The following is a 20,009-nucleotide window of genomic DNA, read 5'->3' as shown; positions in this document are numbered from 1 at the left end:
TAATATTCCAGGTAGGGATCATCACGTGATTGCAACTAAATCCGTTAAACCTGCTTTGCAACAGGCCTATGTCAAACTCATGATGGATGTGATTGGCAGAGGCTTAGTCATGGCAAGCCAGGTCGATGAAGAAATCAAAAAGGAAGTTGCCCAGTTTCCGGCGAATTTCAGTCTTTCCATGAAAGTCTTCCCCCACGGCCCGGCATTTATTGCCCGGGTTACTGAAGAGAAGCAACTTGAACTCGTGAAATCTATGGACACTGTGCCTGACCTTACGATCACCTTTAAGCATTTGCATCATGCCTTTTTGGTCTTTTCATTCCAGGAAAGTACCTCACAGGCCTTTGCCCATGACCGCATGATTGCCGATGGTGATATCTCTTATGCTATTCGTCTGGTGCGTTGTCTGAATAAAATGGAAGCCTTGATTTTGCCGAAAATGGTGGCACAACTGGCTGTCAAAGAATATCCAAGTAATCTCAGCCTGAAAGAAAAATTAACTGAAGCAAGCAGCATCTATTTAAAAATTGCTCAATCGTATTTGAAACGGAGTGCCTAACATGACCAAGCCTTATTATGAATTTTTTTGTCCAGTCAAGGTGATTGCCGGTCATGCTGCGCTCGAACATATTCCGTTTGAACTCTCGACTTTAGGTGCCAAACGTCCACTCATCATTACCGATAAAGGCGTACGTGCCAATAATCTGCTTGCACCGATTGAAGCTGCTTTTGAATCGACGGATGCAGAGATTGCAGCGATTTTTGATGATATCCCACCTGATTCGAGCTTAGGTACAGTACGTCGTGCTGCACAACTATATCGTGACAATAACTGCGATGCGATTATTGCCATCGGTGGCGGTTCAGTTATCGATACCTCAAAAGCGACCAACATTCTGGTTTCTGAAGGTGGCGATGACTTGCTTAAATATTCTGGCGCACATAACCTGCCAAAGCCCTTAAAACCATTTTTCGTAATTCCTACCACGTCTGGAACAGGCTCTGAAGTGACCATGGTTGCAGTGGTGTCGGATACTGAAAAGAATCTGAAAATGCCGTTCGCATCTTATTATCTGATGCCGCATGCTGCGATTCTTGATCCACGTATGACCCAGACTTTGCCACCGCATTTAACTGCAATGACTGCAATGGACGCGATGACCCATGCGGTTGAAGCCTATACCTGTATGGCAGCCAATCCGATTTCAGATGCTTATGCCACAGCAGCAGTGAAGAAAGTCAGTGAGAATCTGTTTAAGGTGCTGGATAATCCCTCTGATGCTCAAGGTCGTCTGGAACTGGCACAAGCTTCTACCATGGCTGGGATCGCTTTCTCGAACTCGATGGTTGGTCTGGTGCATTCACTCGGTCATGCGCTCGGTGCGGTGGCTCACTTGCCGCATGGACTATGTATGAACCTGTTCCTGCCTTATGTCCTGGAATACAACAAGGAAGTGAATGGTGGCAAGATTGCAGAGCTGCTTCTGCCACTGGCTGGCCCGGATATCTATGCACAGACCCCTGGGCATTTGCGTGCCGATAAAGCGATTGCAACCATTCAAGCGATGCGTGACCGTATTTATGCCCTGACTAAATTACCACGTACATTAAGTGAAACAGGCAAGGTTTCTGAGGCACAACTGGATGAAGTTGCCGAGAAAGCATTAAATGATGGTTCCATCATTTATAACCCGAAAGAAGCCACCCTGGAAGATTTGAAAACCATCTTAAAAAAGGCTTGGTAATTACTGAAAAATAAGCCAATATAGCCGAAATTCTAGCCTGATGTTTTTTTAAGCATCAGGCTTTTATCTTGCATAAGAAAAAATTCGATTTCTTTTTTTGAATGGCACATTTTATGCAGGACAAAAGTCAAAAAAATAGCTAGCAAAAGCCGTTCTTTTCAAGTAGATTGGCGGACTTTTATAGAAAACTGTAGGGGGGATCGTTCGTCTCAAACGATCCTTATTCAATATGACTGATCCTTGATCAACGATTAAGAGGATAACGCCGTTGACAAATTTCTCTGGGACTCAATCGGCAGCTAAACTGCAAAAAACGCTGGGACTCTGGCACATCATTATTATCGGTTTAGCTTATATTCAACCCATGACCTTGTTTGATACTTTTGGTCTGGTATCTGAAGAAAGTAACTTTCACGTTCCTACCTCTTACATTTTTGCACTGATTGCAATTTTGTTAACCTCTTTGAGCTATGGTCATATGATTCGTCGCTACCCATCTTCGGGTTCGGCCTATACCTATGCCCAAAAATCCATCCACCCGAATGTTGGTTTCATGGTGGGTTGGTCATCATTACTAGATTACCTGTTATCACCGATGGTCAATATCATCTTGGCTGTGATTTATCTGGAAGCACTTTTCCCAGATATGAATCATTGGGTCTGGGTCATTGGTTTAACAGCGTTCATGACTGCGATTAACCTCCGCGGTGCAAAATTTGTTGCCAACTTCAACAGTATGATTGTATTTGTACAGTTGGGCGTCATTGCATACTTCACCTGGATGGTTTACCAACTTCTGGAAGGTGGTGTAAATGCAGACGGCACATTAGTCGATGCAAAGTATCAATTATGGAGTTTAGAGCCATTTTGGAATGAGTTTACCTCTGTTGCTGCCCTGATTACCGGTGCAACCTTACTATGCTTCTCTTTTACAGGTTTTGACTCTTTAAGTTCACTGGCTGAAGAAACCAAAGATACTGAAAAAACTTTGCCTAAAGCGATTTTCTTGACTGCATTAATAGCGGGTATCATTTTCATCATCAGTACTTACTTCATGCAGATCTTCTTCCCGAATGATCCAAAAACCTACTTTGAAGATATCGCTGCAACACAGCCTGATATTTTACAAGCAGTAGGTGGTGTGGCATTTAAGACAGTGGTACTTTACTTTGCGATTGTGACAGTTATGGCTTCTGGTATTTCAGCGCATGCGGGTGTGTCTCGTCTGATGTACGTAATGGGTCGTGATGGCGTAATTAACAAAAAAATCTTTGGTCACATCAGTCCGAAAAACTACACACCGTCATACAACATCCTGATCGCTGGTGCAGTTGCTTTAACTGCTGGTTTCATGGATCTTGACTTTGTCGTGTCACTGATCAGCTTTGGTGCGTTAACTGCATTCAGTTTCGTCAACTTGTCGGTGATTTCACGTTATGCACTGCGTGATGGCCGCACGAAGAGTGCCAAAGAGATCATGAATTTTGTCGTCGTTCCCTTACTTGGCTTCATTTCAGTGTTTGCATTATGGCTAGAAGTCGACGAAGCTTCGCTTAAATACGGTCTGATCTGGGCATTTGGCGGTATCTTGTACCTGGGTTATAAGACCAAAGGCTTCAAGCACCCTGCTCCTCAGCACAATGAATTTGATGATAAATAATATCCTTCTTATTCAAATAAAAAAGGCGCTTAGTGCGCCTTTTTTAGTTCTGATTTGTTTATTTTTTAGTTCAGTTCAAAATCATTTTAGACGACAGTTAAAGCCCATGCAGGTATCAACAATATTATCCTTATAACCAAGCCGTTCGATAAATAGATTACGATTTTTTAAAACCTCCTGACTTTCAGGACTCAAACGCGCCTTGTTTTGTACAGCCAGATGATAGGTTTCATTCACCACACCCTGGAAGATATTACACACTTCCTGACGTTTTGGTTGATTCAGAATCCGTCCGCGCCAACTCCATTCAAAATCATCTTTGCTAAGGGTTTTACCCCAAGCTTCAATACGCTCATTCAGTTGCTGCTGCATCTCTGCCATACCCTGCCTGATTTCCTCCTGAGTAAGCGGTTTTACCTCTTCTACTGGCTGTTGTGGTTCTGGCTGTGCCTGGCTTGCTCCACTAAACATTAATAAAACCGCACAACTCGCTGTGATCCACCCCTTATTCAAGTTTTTTTCCTTTTTTTGTGTTCTCAAATTATTTATACCGAAGATAAGCCCAATGACCAACCACTGCACAAGCCTTGTTACACAAATCAAAAAAAGCCGCCAATTGGCAGCTTCTTAAAAGAAAGAATACTAATTAAAGCGTTTTAAACCCCTGCTGACGCCAGGCTTCGTACACAATCACTGCTGTCGCATTAGACAGGTTCAGACTACGCGAATTTTCAGCCATTGGCAGACGGATCCAGTGTTCTTTCGGGAACATCATACGCACATTTTCTGGCAGACCACGTGTTTCCGGCCCCATCAACAAAGCCACAGGACGATTTAAGTCTGAAGTATGTGGGGTTTCAGAACCTTTAGTCGTCAATGGATAGACCGCATCTGCACCAATGCCTTGAGAAGCTAAGTCTGCCAAACATTCTTCAATATTTTCCCAGATTTGCATATTGGCATATTCGTGATAATCCAGACCAGCACGTTTTAGCTTTTTGTCATCCAGTTCAAAGCCCAGCGGCTTGACTAAATGCAACTGTGCTCCCGTATTTGCGCATAGGCGAATAATATTACCTGTATTGGCAGGAATTTCAGGCTCATATAAAACAACATGGATCACAGCTTTTCTCTACTTTTGGGGAGTTAAGTGGTCGTTTACGACCACTTAAGTTTTTCACGTAAACGCACCACTTCACCGATAATGGTCAAAGTTGGTGCTTGAATATGGTGCTCAGAGACTTTAGATGCAATATCTTGGAGCGTTCCAATTACTACTTTTTGCTCAGGTGTAGTGCCTTTAGACACTAAGGCCACCGGCATATCCGGGCGCTGGCCATGCGCGATCAGTTGCGTACAGATCTTTTCCAGACCAACCAAACCCATATACAGCACTAAAGTCTGGTTTTCATAGACCAGTTCACTCCAAGGCAGCTCGGGTGAACCTTCTTTTAAGTGACCTGTCAGGAAACGTACACTTTGCGCATAATCACGATGAGTCAGTGGAATACCGGCATAGGCTGAACAGCCAGAAGCCGCGGTAATACCTGGCACCACCTGGAAAGCCACACCCGCAGCGAACAGTTCTTCAATCTCTTCACCACCACGGCCAAAGATAAACGGATCACCACCTTTCAGACGACAGACACGCTTACCTTCACTGGCATATTTTACCAGTAAGGCATTGATCCCTTCTTGTGGCACTGCATGATTAGATCGTGCTTTACCAACGTAGATCTTCTCTGCATCACGGCGGCACAAGTCCATGATTGATGCAGAGACCAGACGATCATAAATCACCACATCGGCTTGTTGCATTAAACGCAATGCTTTTAAGGTCAAGAGTTCTGGATCACCAGGACCTGCGCCAACGAGGTAAACCTCACCTTTTGGCTTTTGCCATTCCAGTAGTGCCTGTTCAATCAGATGATCAGCTTCAGCCAGATTGTCATTAAACACCTGTTCTTTCAAAGGACTAGCATAAAGCTCTTCCCAGAAAATACGGCGTTCATCTGGATTAGCAATCTTGGCTTTTACCGCGCTACGCCACTTACCTGAGAATTCAGCCAGTTTACCCATACCATGTGGAATGGTGGTTTCTAGCTGGGTACGAATCTGACGGGATAACACTGGTGACGTGCCATTTGATGCCACCGAAATCACCAGCGGTGAACGGTCAATAATCGCCGGAACCATAAAGCGGCAATGCGGTGGATCATCTACACTGTTCACCAGAACATTTTCAGCTTCACAGGCATTAAAGACTTGACGGTTGACTTCAGCATCATCAGTCGCTGCAATCACCAGACGATAAGAGCGTAATGGAATTTCAGGATTGAAAGGTGCCTGAACATATTGGCCAGCAGTTGCTTGAATAATCTCAAGCAGAGCTGCTTCAATTTCAGGTGCAATTACCGAGATAACTGCGCCTGCTTTCTGTAGCAATACCGCTTTACGGTATGCAATATGTCCACCACCGACAATCAGACAAGGTTGCTGTTGCAACTTTAACGAGATTGGAAAGATATCCACAAAATGCCTCAAAAAGTTTTAAATCTGACTGTCTAAGCAATTTTCATGCACATTTTGGTTCATACACCGATATTTAGTCGATGTAAGTTGCACCACCCATGTACGGACGCAATACTTCAGGGATCTCAATTGAACCATCTGCACGTTGGTAGTTTTCCATCACAGCAAGTAAGGTACGACCCACTGCCAGACCTGAACCATTTAAAGTATGCACAAATTCAGTTTTCTTCTGGTCGGCACGGTAACGCGCTTTCATACGACGTGCCTGGAAATCACCCATATTTGAACATGAAGAGATTTCACGATAGGTATTTTGGCTTGGTACCCAAACTTCCAGATCATAAGTCTTGGTTGAACCAAAGCCCATGTCACCGCCACACAGAATGATCTTACGATATGGAAGACCTAAAGCTTGTAGGATACCTTCCGCATGACCAGTTAAGTCTTCCAGTGCCTGCATAGAATCTTCAGGTTTTACGATCTGAACCATTTCAACTTTATCAAACTGGTGCTGACGGATCAGGCCACGGGTATCACGACCATAAGAACCTGCTTCACTACGGAAACATGGTGTATGTGCAGCATATTTCAGTGGCAGACGGTCGGCATCAATAATTTCATCGCGTACGAAGTTGGTTACTGGCACTTCAGCTGTTGGAATCAGATAAAATTCTTTTTCGCCTTGCAGCTTAAACAGGTCTTCTTCGAATTTGGGTAACTGACCTGTGCCACGTAGCGAATCAGCATTTACTAAATACGGTACATAGGCTTCGGTATAACCATTTTGGGTGGTGTGCGTATCCAGCATGAATTGAGTCAACGCGCGTTGTAGACGCGCTAAAGGACCTTTAAGAACGCTGAAGCGTGAACCAGTCAATTTAGTTGCTGTTTCAAATTCCAGACCGCCCATCATTTCACCCAGGTCAGTATGGTCTTTGATTTCAAAATCAAATTCGCGTGGTGTACCCCATTTCAGGATTTCCACGTTGTCAGACTCATCTTTACCTTCAGGAACAGATTCATCTGGCAAGTTTGGAATAGACAGGGATTTTTCTTCCAGTTCAGCTTGCAATTCAGCCAGTGCTGCTTCTGCTGCTTTAATTTCATCGCCAATTGCAGACATGCGTGCCATGATTTCAGACGCATCGCCACCGGCTTTTTTGATTTGGCCAACTTGTTTCGCACCCGCATTACGCTCAGCTTGTAGCGATTCAGTTTTGGACTGAATTTCTTTACGGCGAGCTTCAAGTGATGCCCACTCCTCGACATTCAGTTGAACACCACGTTTTGCCAAGGCTAAATTTACAGCCTCAATATTATTTCTGAGTAATTTCGGGTCGATCATAGCCAATCTTTAGATAAGAAAAAAACTGGCTATAGTGTAAGCTCTTAACGGCAAAAAATACAGTGACCTGGTGAATGGCTGCGCCTTATTAGCACAATATTTAAGGGGTTGTTTTTGGCAAAATGGATAAATATTCAGGTCGGATGATCCCGTTTAATGCCGTATAAGGTACTTTTAATTCTACCATCACACTTGTGGACTTGCTCAACTCACCTGCTGGATAAATCAGTACCAAGCCTTGACTGTCAAAATAATAATTATCACTTAATTCCAATTGCTTTGATGTTACTTGGGCACGATCCAACCAGTCTTTGTTTTCTTGATACAAGCTTTGTTTTAACTTTTCTTCAGTATTGCCCAGCATAATTTGATAAAGAGCCAGACGCTTCTTTTGCTTTAGGTCCAGATTGACGTATTCAGTATGAGATTGTGGCTGTGCTGCACGTCTAGGCTGATGAGCAGTTTTGAATATAAAAGTCGCCAGGTGACCATGCTGATTCAGGTAACTGGCCTGAATGGAACGCTGCTCAATAAATTTCGGCTGATCCTTTGCTTTGATTTTATCACTGCTTACTTTCCTAAAGGCAACTGGTTCGGTACGCTGCATACGCTCTAGAAAATACTGGTCAATCCAAGCCATATTGGTATCTACAGTTTGCAGATCAAAGCGCACACAACTCTCTACTTCGCACACGACCTGATTAACACCTTTCACTGGAATGGTTTTGGATTGTATTTGCCCTGCTTCTTCTGTTTGCGCAGATGCATTGACTGAAGACGTTTGAGGCTGACAGGCAAACAACCCCACATTTAAACATAAAATACAGCTGATCCAGCCGGTTTTAAATGAAGTCATTTTCATCCTAAGCACCTGAAATTTCATAATTTAATTGACTTGAATTTTGATTATTCTAAAACGCCTGAATCTCTAGATATAGACAAACCTTGTAATATCTCCAAATCCATTTCTATTATTGGCAAATAAAAAGCAACCCGAAGGTTGCTTTTTTTATTTTGCTGACATTGATGCTTATTGATCAATAATGTCCGTTCCTTTAGGCGGTGTGAAATTAAAGGTAGATGCCGGAATGCTGGCATTCACTTTCACATTGCTAAAGTTGATATAAGTGGTTTGACCCAATGAATCTTCCAGAATCATCAGACTCGGTGCCTTGTTAGCGCCAAAGCTAATCGTCAGGCTTTCAAATACACCATCACTTGCCTTTGGATACAGCTTGTAATAAGTCTTGCCTTTATTTGGCTGTGTCACACGATAAGACTGCATGATCTGGTTGGTATTTCCAGAGAGCAATAATGCTGGTGTATTGGAGACTTGTTCATCCAGGCTCTGACGAACGGCTTGCTGCAAGTCTGGGTCATAGATCCAGACAGTTTTTCCTGTGGTAGCAATTGTCTGTTTCGAAGGTGCCGTAGTTTCCCAATAGAATTTACCCGGACGCTGCACTTTCATCACACCACGAAAGGTCTGGTTCATGTGCTGGGCGCTCAAACCCTTTTTCTGAGTTGCTTTCGGATTGGTAATCTTGGTGGTTTGCTCAAAGTTTGCCGTTAAGCTACGGATATTACTGAGCTGCTTCACCAGATTGGCAGTGGCTTGCTGCTCCGTCGCTGCAGTTGCGGCAAATACAGTCGTGCTCATGACAGGAGCCAGTGTTGCCGCACCGATTGTTATGGCACATACAGTTTTACGAAGCATATTCATAATCTCACCTTTTTGTATTTGCATATCGCTATGTATCTAATGGCTCATCTTAAACGAATTTCAAAAACTAAGATGATAGAAAATAAGAAGTTTTGTATTGTTATTAATGCAAAATCCCTGCTTTTGTTCATCATGATGAAGATGAACGTTTATTCTTCAGCCATATGTTTCAGACTAACTCGTCAATCTTCAAGCATAAAAAAACCCACAGAATCTGTGGGTTTTCTCTATTGTCGCAGATTATGCTTCAACAGATACGTAGCGACGACCGAACTGGCCTTTCACTTCGAATTTTACTACGCCATCAGCAGTAGCAAATAAAGTATGGTCACGGCCCATACCTACGTTAACACCAGCGTGGAATTCAGTACCACGTTGACGAACGATGATGTTACCTGCAGTTACAGTTTGACCACCGTAAACTTTAACACCTAACATCTTAGGATTCGAATCACGACCGTTCTTAGTCGAACCACCGGCTTTTTTAGTTGCCATGTCTCATTACTCCTAGTAATTAGCCTGAAATGCTAGTAATTTTCAACTCGGTAAACCATTGACGGTGACCTTGTTGTTTACGGTAGTGCTTACGACGACGCATTTTGATGATGCGGATTTTGTCGTGACGACCATGGCTAACTACTTCTGCAGTTACTTTAGCGCCAGCTACCACTGGAGCACCGATTTGAATGCTTTCACCGTTTACAAGCATCAACACGTCATCAAAAGTAACAGTTGCGCCAGTTTCAGCTTTCAATAATTCAACTTTAAGGGTTTCACCCTCAACTACACGGTGCTGTTTACCACCGCTTTGGATTACTGCGTACATAATGTACTCCAAATATGCCCGTGTCGTCGTGCCGATAAAGGGATATACCGGTCTTAAAACGTACGCCACTGGGGGTTATACAAGGGCAAAGATTTTAAGGGATATTCGTATAAACAACAAGCCATTTTATAGAAATATTGATGAACGCATTTATCCATCTCTTTGAGATTATACTAATTTTAGTAAAATCAGACACTCATGCAATTTTTTGCTACAAAAATCAACAGAGCCGGACGGTTATTTTTGAGTAGTATACTGAGCCACAAATTTCGGATCACATGATCCGTAAAGATAAATCGATAGAGTACAGTCAGCCACCAGAATCGGGCTGGATGGATTATATTAATCATAAAAAACTGATTTTTAGTGGAGTTTGTACGTTTCTTATGTTTCATGGATGTTATAAATTGTTAAACTACCGACTTGAGATTCACCAAACTAGAGGTTTCCTTTCACATGACCATCGACTTTAAGCAAGATATTCTCGCTCCTGTGGCACATGACTTTGCTGCGATGGACACATTCATTAATGAGGGGATTACTTCAAAAGTTGCCTTAGTCATGGCAGTGAGCAAACATGTGGTTGAAGCCGGTGGCAAGCGTATGCGCCCGATTATGTGTTTACTGGCAGCCAAAGCCTGTGGCGCAGATGATCTGGATCAGCATCGTAAACTCGCGGCGATCATTGAAATGCTACATACTGCAACGCTGGTACATGATGACGTCGTGGATGAGTCTGGCCTGCGCCGTGGCCGTCCAACTGCGAATGCGACCTGGAATAACCAGACTGCCGTATTGGTCGGTGACTTCCTGATCTCACGTGCCTTTGACCTGCTGGTTGATCTGAACAATATGGTCTTACTCAAGGACTTCTCAACTGGTACCTGTGAAATTGCCGAGGGTGAAGTATTGCAGTTGCAGTCGCAACATCAGCCTGAAACAACTGAAGAAACGTATTTAAATATTATTCATGGTAAAACTTCTCGCCTATTTGAACTGGCGACTGAAGGTGCTGCCATCCTGACTGGTAAAGAAGAGTTCCGTGCCCCGCTACGAACTTTTGCCGGTCACTTTGGAAATGCATTCCAGATCATTGACGATATTCTGGATTACACCTCAGATGCAGAAACACTGGGCAAGAATATCGGGGATGACCTGATGGAAGGTAAACCGACCTTGCCATTGATTGCGGCACTGAAGAATACCTCTGGGGATGACTTCGAGATTGTGCGTAAGAGCATTGCAACGGGCGGTACTGACCACCTTGAACAGGTGATTCATATTGTCAATGCATCCGGTGCTCTGGATTACTGCCGTCAGCGTGCGACTGAAGAAACCGAAGCTGCGATCGCTGCACTGGATCTACTGCCGGATTCTGAATACCGTCAGGCGCTGATTAACCTGGCCAAACTTGCGCTTCATCGCATTCAATAGATACCCACCTCGCCTATGCATATTAAGTTTCTCGATATTTTCCAAAGCATGCAGCAACAGCTTGAGCAGCCTCAAGCGAAGCTGGATGAAAACCTGTTAATTGAACTCGTGAATCGTATACGGCCAATAGACAGCAAGAATACCGAAGAAATCGAAGAAAAATTTCAGGCATTTTTACAGTCCTTACTGATCACTCCCAATGCGGTTTCTACCTTGCAGACCTTTGTGCTGCGCGTGATTAACCGCTACAAACAGACCAGCCTGTTTTCTGATACAGGTATTTTATCCCTGGACGGTTTCTGGAATCAGCTCAATCAGCGTATTGGTGCACATATTCTGCCCATGATTCCGGATGATAAAAGCCTGCAGGAACTGATGCGTCGGGTATTTCATGAACGCAGTGACCGCTACTGGCTCGACTATCTGGCCGATGAAGACTGGCTGCGACTGTTTAGCGTGATGAATCAGGGTCATTCTAATCAGCCTGAAAAAACCCGGATTAAAGATGAACTGATCAAGGCACTGACTATCCTGTCATATCGCGTCAGTGGTATTGCCCTGCATCCTGAATTTATTAATGCTCAGCCTGAGCTCATGGAATATGAATCACCTTTTCTGGTGCAAAACCGTGAGATCATTGAATTTATCCAGGAATATAAAAAACGCTATAACACGGTAGAACTGGTGGATGCGATTACGCCGCCAGATGCTTCCCAAGCTCTGGTCATGCTGGAGCAGTGTCACGATGTTGTCGCCAAAATTCGCCGCTCTACCAAACGGATTGGGGTCAGTGTCAGCCTGACCTATATGCTGGCCTTACTGGAACAGTGTCTGGAACGGATTGAAATCCTGCTGAATATGGTGCTGGATGATGATAACCTGCGTTATCAATCCATTGGCCTGTTTATCGCCGATATTACCGAAGCAATTTATAGTGAACGCAGTGTGCGTGCCTTACTGACTACCAATAGTGAACTCCTGGCTTTACAGGTGACTGAAAATGCCAGTAAAACCGGTGAACATTATGTAAGTACCGACAAGCAGGGCTTCCTGGCCATGTATAAGGCCGCAGCGGGTGCCGGGGTCATTATTGCCACTATGGCTACCCTGAAGATACTTATGGCACGTGTCACCATGGCACCGCTCATGCAAGCTTTTAGCTACAGCATGAATTACTCACTGGGCTTTATGCTCATCCATGTGCTGCATTTTACTGTAGCAACCAAACAGCCCGCGATGACCGCAGCTGCACTGGCTTCTACCGTACAACAGCGTAAAGGCTCTAAAACCGCGCAAATTGCTGAACTGGCCGCGTTGATCGTAAATATTATCCGGACCCAGTTTGTAGCAATCCTCGGGAATATTTCGATTGCCATACCCGTTGCTGCCTTGCTGACCTTTATGTGGGATGCAGCCCTTCATGAACCTTTAATGAATCATGCCAAAGCGGCCAAGACCTTACATGACCTGAACCCGTTTACTTCACTTGCGATTCCACATGCTGCGATTGCCGGGGTTTGTCTTTTCCTGTCTGGCCTGCTCGCAGGTTATTTTGACAATATGGCGGTATATCGTAAGGTCGGACCACGTCTGAAAGCCCATGCCCGTCTGGCTAACCTGATGGGACAAGAGCGTTTAAACAAATTTTCCGAATATATGGAACGTAATTTGGGAGCCTTGGGGGGTAACTTTATTTTCGGGATCATGCTCGGCAGTATGGGCACTATTGGTTTTATTCTCGGTATGCCGCTGGATATTCGTCATATTGCCTTTGCTTCGGCCAACTTTATTCAAGGACTGATAAATATTAATGGGCCTGATATTGGCCTGGTGGTGGTGTCGTTTCTAGGTGTTCTACTGATTGGTCTGACTAACCTGTTTGTCAGTTTTAGTCTGACCATTATTGTGGCATTACGTGCACGTCGGGTGCGTTTCGAACAATGGAAACCACTGGCGAAACTGGTCATGACCCACTTCCTGACTCGACCGAGCGATTTCTTCTGGCCACCAAAGCAAGATGTTGATATTGACGAAAATCATACAATCAGCAAAGGTTGAAACTGAGACAATTCTTGTTGATTTATCAACAGAATTACCTAATAAAAATATGGATTTTGTATAAATTACGCACACTTGAAAAAAAGTGTACTGACAAGTACACTTCAGGACAGACGGTTAACCGCTATCATGTCGGTTAGAAAGAACAAGGATATCTGGCATGCCCTACTTGTTGCTTTTTGTCGGTTTTTTTATTTAATTTTCAGTGTGTTCGTTCTTCTTGATTCAGTTTATAGCAAGTTTGATTTGCTGATTGCTGAATAAATAAAGTACTACACAGAGATCTGTCTGTATTAAATAACCGCAGCCATAAGGTGTCTGTATGGCATGCCATTTGTATTACTTTTAACCATCTGCTGGTGTATTGCCCCAGTTTGGTATAAAAAGTATGCAAACTTAATTTTATATGTATCGGAATTCTTGGAGGATTTATTCTCAAATGGCGACTTAAAATTCTCATTGCCTCAGTATGGCCTTCTGGATATTTCATAAATTGAACAATACAGATTGCCCATTCCAGTTATGTCGCTTGGTGATTTACATCAGCCAGCAATATCTTCCTCATAAACTGATGGTGTGATGGGCATAAGAATTTTAAAAAACCTTTGGTGAATATAGTTTCCTCCAGAAGTAATCGCCGACCGGAGTATAAGTTTTATTTGGATCTTGTCATTGTATTTAATTTTTTAAATACAATAAGTTACAAATAAAAAATTTAGATAAAAATCTAATCGAGGTGGAACAATGATGTCTGCAAAGCTTTGGGCACCTGCCCTGACTGCTTGCGCATTAGCAACAAGTATCGCGCTTGTTGGCTGTAGCAAAGATCCTAAAGAGGGCCAGCAAGCTGGTGCTCAACAGCAAATGCCACCGACTGAAGTTGGTGTGCTGGTTGCACAGCCACAAAGCGTTGAGCAGTCTGTTGAACTCTCAGGTCGCACAACAGCATTTGAGATTTCAGAAGTACGTCCACAGGCGACTGGTGTCGTGCTAAAACGCTTATTCAGCGAAGGCAGCTATGTCCGTGAAGGTCAGGCGCTGTATGAAATCGACTCTAGTACTAACCGTGCCACAGTGGACAATGCTCGTGCAGCAATTGCACGTGCTGAGGCAAATCTGGGCGTGTTACGTGTTAAAGAAGGTCGTTACCGTCAACTGGTTGGTACTAACGCGATTTCCAAGCAGGAATATGATGACATTGTAGCGCAGGTTAAACTGGCTGAAGCTGATTTGAATGCGAACCGTGCAACATTGCGTAATGCTCAAATTAACTTAGGCTATTCAACTGTACGTGCGCCAATTTCTGGTCAGACTAACCGTTCTTCAATCACTGCAGGTGCGCTGGTAACTGCAAACCAGCCAGAGCCGCTGGTAACCATTCAGCGTCTGGATCCAATCTATGTAGATATTAATCAGTCAAGCGCGGAATTGCTGCGTCTGCGTCAGCAGTTGAGTAAAGGTGACCTGAACAGCTCTAATAACACACGTGTGAAGTTAAAACTGGAAGATGGCAGCATCTATCCGGTTGAAGGCCGTTTAGCATTCTCTGATGCCAGCGTGAATCCAGAAACTGGTACAGTGACACTGCGTGCAGTATTCCCGAACAAGAATCACCTGTTGCTACCAGGTATGTTTGCTACTGCGCAAATCGTTCAGGGTGAAGTACCAAATGCTTACCTGATTCCTCAGGCAGCATTAACACGTACGCCTACCGGTCAAGCTATGGCGATGCTGGTGGGTGCTGATAATAAAGTGACTCCACGTCCAGTAACGACAGTCGGTACTCAAGGCAGCAACTGGATCGTGACTGAAGGTTTGAAGCCGGGTGATAAAGTGATTGTAGATGGTATTGCGAAAGTAAAACCGGAACAACAGGTCGTGGCTAAACCTTACCAGCCTCAAGCTGCTGCACCACAGGGTGCTGCACAACCCACTGCCCAACAACCTGGTGCAGCGCAAAAAGCGGATGATGCAAAAGAACAATCTGAACAAAAACCTGCTGCCAAAGCATAAGGAGTAAGGTTTATGGCTCAATTTTTTATTCATCGTCCTATCTTTGCCTGGGTGATTGCACTGGTCATCATGCTGGCAGGTATTTTGACCCTGACCAAAATGCCGATTGCCCAGTATCCAACCATTGCACCGCCTACAGTTACGATTTCTGCGACTTATCCAGGTGCATCTGCTGAAACGGTCGAAAATACTGTAACTCAGATCATCGAGCAGCAAATGAATGGTCTGGATGGTCTGCGTTATATCTCATCTAACAGTGCGGGTAACGGTTCTTCGTCTATTTCCTTGAACTTTGAACAAGGTGTCGATCCTGATATCGCACAGGTTCAGGTTCAGAACAAACTACAGTCTGCGACTGCACTTCTTCCTGAAGATGTACAGCGTCAGGGTGTGCGTGTTACCAAATCAGGCGCCAGCTTCCTGCAGGTATTGGCTTTCTATTCACCTGATGGCAGCATGAACGCCGATGATATCAAAGACTATGTAAATTCGAACATTTCTGAACCTTTAAGCCGTGTGGCTGGGGTGGGTGAAGTTCAGGTCTTTGGTGGTTCTTATGCTATGCGAATCTGGCTTGATCCAGCCAAAATGGCGAGCCTGCAAGTCACGCCAAGTGATATTGCGACTGCCATTCGTACCCAGAATGCTCAGGTCGCTGTGGGTCAGCTCGGTGGTGCACCAGCTGTTGAAGGACAAGTTCTGAATGCGACTGTCACCGCACAAAGCCTGCTGCAAACTCCAGAACAGTTCAGCAATATCTTCCTGAAAAACACCACTTCAGGTGCTCAAGTCCGTCTGGGCGATGTCGCACGTGTAGAACTAGGTGCAGACAACTACCAGTTTGATTCGAAGTTTAACGGTAAACCGGCTGGTGGTGTGGCAATTAAACTTGCCACTGGTGCTAACGCACTTGATACAGCCCAAGCAGTAGAAGAACGCTTAGAGCAGTTACGTCCGAACTATCCGCAAGGCATGGTCGACCAACTGGCTTTTGACACCACGCCATTTATTGAACTGTCGATCAAGAGTGTAGTTAAAACGCTGATCGAAGCAATTATTCTAGTGTTCCTGGTCATGTTCCTGTTCCTGCAGAACTGGCGTGCTACCATTATTCCAACCATGGCAGTTCCAGTCGTGGTATTGGGTACCTTTGCGGTGATTAACGTTTTTGGCTTCTCGATTAATACCCTAACCATGTTTGCCATGGTACTGGCGATTGGTCTTCTGGTCGATGACGCGATTGTTGTGGTCGAGAACGTCGAACGGGTCATGGTGGAAGAGCATCTGGATCCGGTTTCTGCAACTGAAAAGTCGATGAAACAGATTTCTGGTGCACTGATTGGTATTACCTCGGTGCTATCGGCAGTATTCGTTCCAATGGCTTTCTTCGGTGGAACCACCGGGGTTATTTATCGTCAGTTCTCGATTACGCTGGTCACAGCAATGGTCTTGTCGCTGATAGTGGCATTAACCTTTACCCCTGCCCTATGTGCGACCCTGCTGAAACAGCATGATCCGAACAAGCCGCAAAGTAATGGTATATTTGCGCGTTTCTTCCGCTGGTTTAATAGCAGTTTTGACAAGGTTTCTGTGAAATATCAGGGCGGCGTCAACCGTATGACTCACAGCAAGATTTTCTCAGGCGTGGTGTATGCCGTGGTACTGGGTATTATTGTGCTGTTATTCCAGAAACTGCCTTCTTCGTTCTTACCGGATGAAGACCAAGGTGTCGTTATGACGCTGGTTCAGTTACCACCAAATGCAACACTGGAACGTACTGACAACGTGGTTAACACCATGACGAATTATTTCTTGGAAAACGAGAAAGAGCATGTCGAGTCCGTGTTTAGTGTGGCAGGTTTCTCCTTTACCGGTGTGGGTCAAAACGCAGGCCTAGCGTTTATTAAACTGAAAGACTGGTCAGAGCGTAACAGTCCGGAAGCTCAAGTCGGTGCCATTATTCAACGTGGTATGGCGTTGAACATGATTGTCAAAGATGCATCTTATATCATGCCATTGCAGCTTCCTGCGATGCCTGAACTTGGTGTATCGGCTGGCTTTAACTTACAGCTCAAAGCTGCAAGTGGTCAAAGTCATGAGCAACTTCTGGCAGCACGTAATACGATTCTGGGGCTGGCAGCACAAGACTCGCGTCTCGCTGGTGTGCGTCCAAATGGTCAGGAAGATACTCCACAGTACCGTGTCATTGTCGATCATGCACAAGCCGGTGCACTCGGTGTCAGTGTTGCTGAAATTAACAGCACCATGAGCATGGCGTGGGGTGGTTCGTACATCAACGACTTCCTTGACCGTGGTCGTGTGAAAAAAGTGTACGTTCAGGGTGAAGCCAGCTCTCGTATGATGCCGGAAGACCTGAACCAGTGGTATGTTCGTAACAACCGTGGCGAAATGGTTCCGTTCTCGGCATTCGCAACGGGTGAATGGACTTATGGTTCGCCTCGTCTGGAACGCTATAATGGTGTATCTGCGATGAACATTCAGGGTACACCGGCACCGGGCGTGAGCTCAGGTGATGCAATGCGTGCGATGGAAGAAATCATTGCCAAGCTTCCTGAAATGGGCATGCAAGGTTTCGACTATGAATGGACTGGTCTGTCTCTGGAAGAACGTGAGTCTGGCGCACAGGCACCATTCTTGTACGCGCTTTCACTGTTGATCGTGTTCCTGTGTCTGGCTGCATTGTATGAAAGCTGGTCAATTCCATTCTCGGTTCTTCTGGTTGTACCACTAGGTATCGTGGGTGCATTACTATTGACCTTTGGCGGTATGATTCTGTTTAAAGACCCGAACCTGTCGAATAACATCTACTTCCAGGTAGCGATTATTGCCGTAATTGGTCTTTCTGCGAAAAACGCAATCTTGATTGTGGAGTTCGCCAAAGAGCTGCAGGAACAGGGCGAAGAGTTGTTTGATGCGACCCTGCATGCGGCAAAAATGCGTTTACGTCCAATTATCATGACCACTCTTGCCTTCGGTTTTGGTATACTTCCACTAGCACTTGCTTCAGGTGCCGGTGCGGGTAGCCAGCACTCCGTCGGTTATGGTGTCCTTGGTGGTGTAATCAGTTCGACTCTTTTAGGTATCTTCTTTATTCCTGTATTCTACGTGTGGATTCGAAGTATCTTTAAATACAAACCAAAACAACAAAATCAGGAGTACAAGTCGTAATGCAAAATATATGGTCTATTACAGGTCGTAGCATTGCGGTATCTGCCCTCGCGCTTGCTTTGACTGCATGTCAAAGCATGCGTGGCCCAGAGCCCGTTGCAGAGGCAAATATCCCAAGCAGTTATACCAATGCTTCAGGTACTTCTGTAGCAGAACAGGGTTATAAAGAATTCTTTGCTGACCAGCGCCTGTTACAGGTACTGGACTTGGCATTGACCAATAACCGTGATTTGCGTACTGCCGCATTAAACATTCAGCGTGCCCAACAGGCTTATCAGATTTCTGAAAATGACCGCCTGCCAACCATTGGTGCGAGCGGCAGCGTGTTACGTCAGGATACTGGCAGTAACAACCCGCAAAGCCGTGGCGCTGTAACGACTTATAATGTCGGTCTAGGCGTAACTGCATTTGAGCTGGATTTCTGGGGTCGTGTGCGCAGCTTGCGTGACAATGCACTGGATACTTATCTGGCGACTCAAAGTGCGCGTGATGCGACTCAGATTTCTCTGATCGGTCAGGTGGCCCAAGCATGGCTGAGTTACTCATTTGCCAATGCCAATCTGGCGCTGGCTGAGCAAACGCTGAAAGCCCAGCTTGAATCTTACAACCTGAACAAGAAACGTTTTGATGTTGGGATCGATAGCGAACTTCCAGTACGTCAGGCGCAAATTTCTGTTGAAACTGCGCGTAATGATGTTGCCAACTATCGCACCCAGGTGGCTCAGGCACAAAACCTGCTAAACCTGCTTGTGGGTCAACCTGTACCGGCTAACCTGTTACCGGCACAACGTGTTACCCGCATTACCTCTAATGCAGCACTAGGTGCTGGCTTACCAAGTGACCTACTGATTAACCGTCCGGATGTACGTGCAGCTGAATACCGTCTGTCTGCGGCAGGTGCCAATATTGGGGCTGCCCGTGCACGTCTGTACCCAACGATCAGTCTGACGGGTTCTGCAGGTTTTGCATCTGCGGATCTGGGTGATCTGTTCAAATCTGGCAGTTTTGCGTGGTCTATAGGCCCAAGTCTGGATATTCCAATTTTCGATTGGGGTACACGTCAGGCCAATATTCGTATTTCTGAAACAGATCAGCAAATTGCGCTGTCAGATTATGAAAAATCCATTCAGACTGCATTCCGTGAAGTCAACGATGCACTAGCAGTGCGTCAGAACATTGGCGACCGTTTAGCTGCACAACGTCGTCTGGTGGATGCAACCAATACGACATATCGTCTGTCCAATGCCCGCTTCCGTGCTGGGATTGACAGCTATTTAACTGTCTTAGATGCACAGCGTACTTCATATGCAGCCGAACAAGGCTTGTTATTGCTGGAACAGGCGAACCTGAACAACCAGGTAGAATTGTACAAATCTCTGGGTGGTGGTTTAAAAACCAATACCTCAGATACGATTCAATACCCGCCATCTACAGCTGAACGTAAACAGGCAAATCAGCAGTAAGTCTCGGTTTTCGATCTTATT

General features: G+C 45.0%; 16 protein-coding genes. 8 read left to right on the top strand and 8 right to left on the bottom strand.

Annotated elements, in window-relative coordinates; all coding sequences use genetic code 11:
* Positions 1 to 25 precede the first annotated feature (25 nt).
* From BK820_RS04315 to BK820_RS04305, 3 genes are all read left to right on the top strand, one after another.
* Entirely contained in the window at positions 26 to 559 is a 534-nt protein-coding gene (locus tag BK820_RS04315) for a hypothetical protein (RefSeq protein WP_004891919.1), read from the top strand.
* Position 560: 1 nt separating this feature from the next.
* The gene (locus BK820_RS04310; RefSeq protein WP_071320211.1) at positions 561 to 1,745 is read left to right on the top strand and encodes an iron-containing alcohol dehydrogenase; all 1,185 of its coding nucleotides are present in this window, start codon (positions 561 to 563) and stop codon (positions 1,743 to 1,745) included.
* A gap of 268 nt (positions 1,746 to 2,013) precedes the next feature.
* A complete protein-coding gene (locus tag BK820_RS04305; protein ID WP_005222946.1) occupies positions 2,014 to 3,405 on the top strand; it encodes an APC family permease in 1,392 nt (463 codons plus the stop codon).
* A gap of 81 nt (positions 3,406 to 3,486) precedes the next feature.
* On the opposite strand, the gene BK820_RS04300 is transcribed toward BK820_RS04305, so the two are convergent.
* The 8 genes from BK820_RS04300 to rplU all read right to left on the bottom strand — a co-directional run bounded on the left by BK820_RS04300 (position 3,487) and on the right by rplU (position 9,831).
* Entirely contained in the window at positions 3,487 to 3,876 is a 390-nt protein-coding gene (locus BK820_RS04300; protein WP_071320210.1) for a hypothetical protein, read from the bottom strand.
* Between the two features lie 175 nt (positions 3,877 to 4,051).
* A complete protein-coding gene (locus tag BK820_RS04295; protein WP_004814872.1) occupies positions 4,052 to 4,528 on the bottom strand; it encodes a tRNA (cytidine(34)-2'-O)-methyltransferase in 477 nt (158 codons plus the stop codon).
* A gap of 35 nt (positions 4,529 to 4,563) precedes the next feature.
* Positions 4,564 to 5,937 carry a siroheme synthase CysG gene (gene cysG / locus BK820_RS04290; protein ID WP_071320209.1) on the bottom strand — a complete coding sequence of 458 codons (1,374 nt, stop codon included), beginning with the start codon at positions 5,935 to 5,937 and terminating at the stop codon, positions 4,564 to 4,566.
* A 73-nt stretch (positions 5,938 to 6,010) separates the two neighbouring features.
* Complete coding sequence (gene serS / locus BK820_RS04285; protein WP_004891904.1) at positions 6,011 to 7,282, bottom strand: serine--tRNA ligase; 1,272 nt, start codon at positions 7,280 to 7,282, stop codon at positions 6,011 to 6,013.
* A gap of 100 nt (positions 7,283 to 7,382) precedes the next feature.
* On the bottom strand, positions 7,383 to 8,144 hold the full coding sequence (locus BK820_RS04280) for a DUF3298 domain-containing protein (RefSeq protein ID WP_071320208.1): 762 nt from the start codon (positions 8,142 to 8,144) through the stop codon (positions 7,383 to 7,385).
* Positions 8,145 to 8,312: 168 nt separating this feature from the next.
* Entirely contained in the window at positions 8,313 to 9,005 is a 693-nt protein-coding gene (lolA, locus tag BK820_RS04275) for an outer membrane lipoprotein periplasmic chaperone LolA (protein WP_005222953.1), read from the bottom strand.
* A gap of 240 nt (positions 9,006 to 9,245) precedes the next feature.
* On the bottom strand, positions 9,246 to 9,500 hold the full coding sequence (gene rpmA / locus BK820_RS04270; RefSeq protein WP_004814861.1) for a 50S ribosomal protein L27: 255 nt from the start codon (positions 9,498 to 9,500) through the stop codon (positions 9,246 to 9,248).
* Positions 9,501 to 9,519: 19 nt separating this feature from the next.
* Entirely contained in the window at positions 9,520 to 9,831 is a 312-nt protein-coding gene (rplU, locus tag BK820_RS04265; protein WP_004814860.1) for a 50S ribosomal protein L21, read from the bottom strand.
* Positions 9,832 to 10,287: 456 nt separating this feature from the next.
* Between rplU and sdsA the strand changes: the two genes are divergently transcribed.
* The 5 genes from sdsA (at position 10,288) to adeK (ending at position 19,988) form a co-directional block, all read left to right on the top strand.
* Positions 10,288 to 11,265: an All-trans-nonaprenyl-diphosphate synthase gene (gene sdsA / locus BK820_RS04260; RefSeq protein ID WP_004814857.1), complete on the top strand. Its 978-nt coding sequence runs from the start codon at positions 10,288 to 10,290 to the stop codon at positions 11,263 to 11,265.
* Positions 11,266 to 11,280: 15 nt separating this feature from the next.
* Positions 11,281 to 13,323: a site-specific recombinase gene (locus tag BK820_RS04255; RefSeq protein ID WP_071320207.1), complete on the top strand. Its 2,043-nt coding sequence runs from the start codon at positions 11,281 to 11,283 to the stop codon at positions 13,321 to 13,323.
* Between the two features lie 744 nt (positions 13,324 to 14,067).
* Complete coding sequence (locus BK820_RS04250; RefSeq protein WP_071320206.1) at positions 14,068 to 15,336, top strand: efflux RND transporter periplasmic adaptor subunit; 1,269 nt, start codon at positions 14,068 to 14,070, stop codon at positions 15,334 to 15,336.
* Between the two features lie 12 nt (positions 15,337 to 15,348).
* Positions 15,349 to 18,525 (top strand): efflux RND transporter permease subunit, encoded by a 3,177-nt coding sequence (locus BK820_RS04245; RefSeq protein ID WP_071320205.1) that lies wholly within the window; start codon positions 15,349 to 15,351, stop codon positions 18,523 to 18,525.
* Complete coding sequence (gene adeK / locus BK820_RS04240) at positions 18,525 to 19,988, top strand: multidrug efflux RND transporter AdeIJK outer membrane channel subunit AdeK (protein WP_071320204.1); 1,464 nt, start codon at positions 18,525 to 18,527, stop codon at positions 19,986 to 19,988. The genes BK820_RS04245 and adeK overlap by 1 nt, the downstream gene beginning before the upstream one ends.
* The last annotated feature ends 21 nt before the right edge of the window (positions 19,989 to 20,009 follow it).

The organism is Acinetobacter sp. LCT-H3, assembly GCF_001866125.1.
GTDB lineage: Bacteria > Pseudomonadota > Gammaproteobacteria > Pseudomonadales > Moraxellaceae > Acinetobacter > Acinetobacter schindleri.
Note: the sequence above shows the minus strand (reverse complement) of the source record. Positions and strands in the feature narration are given on the sequence as shown.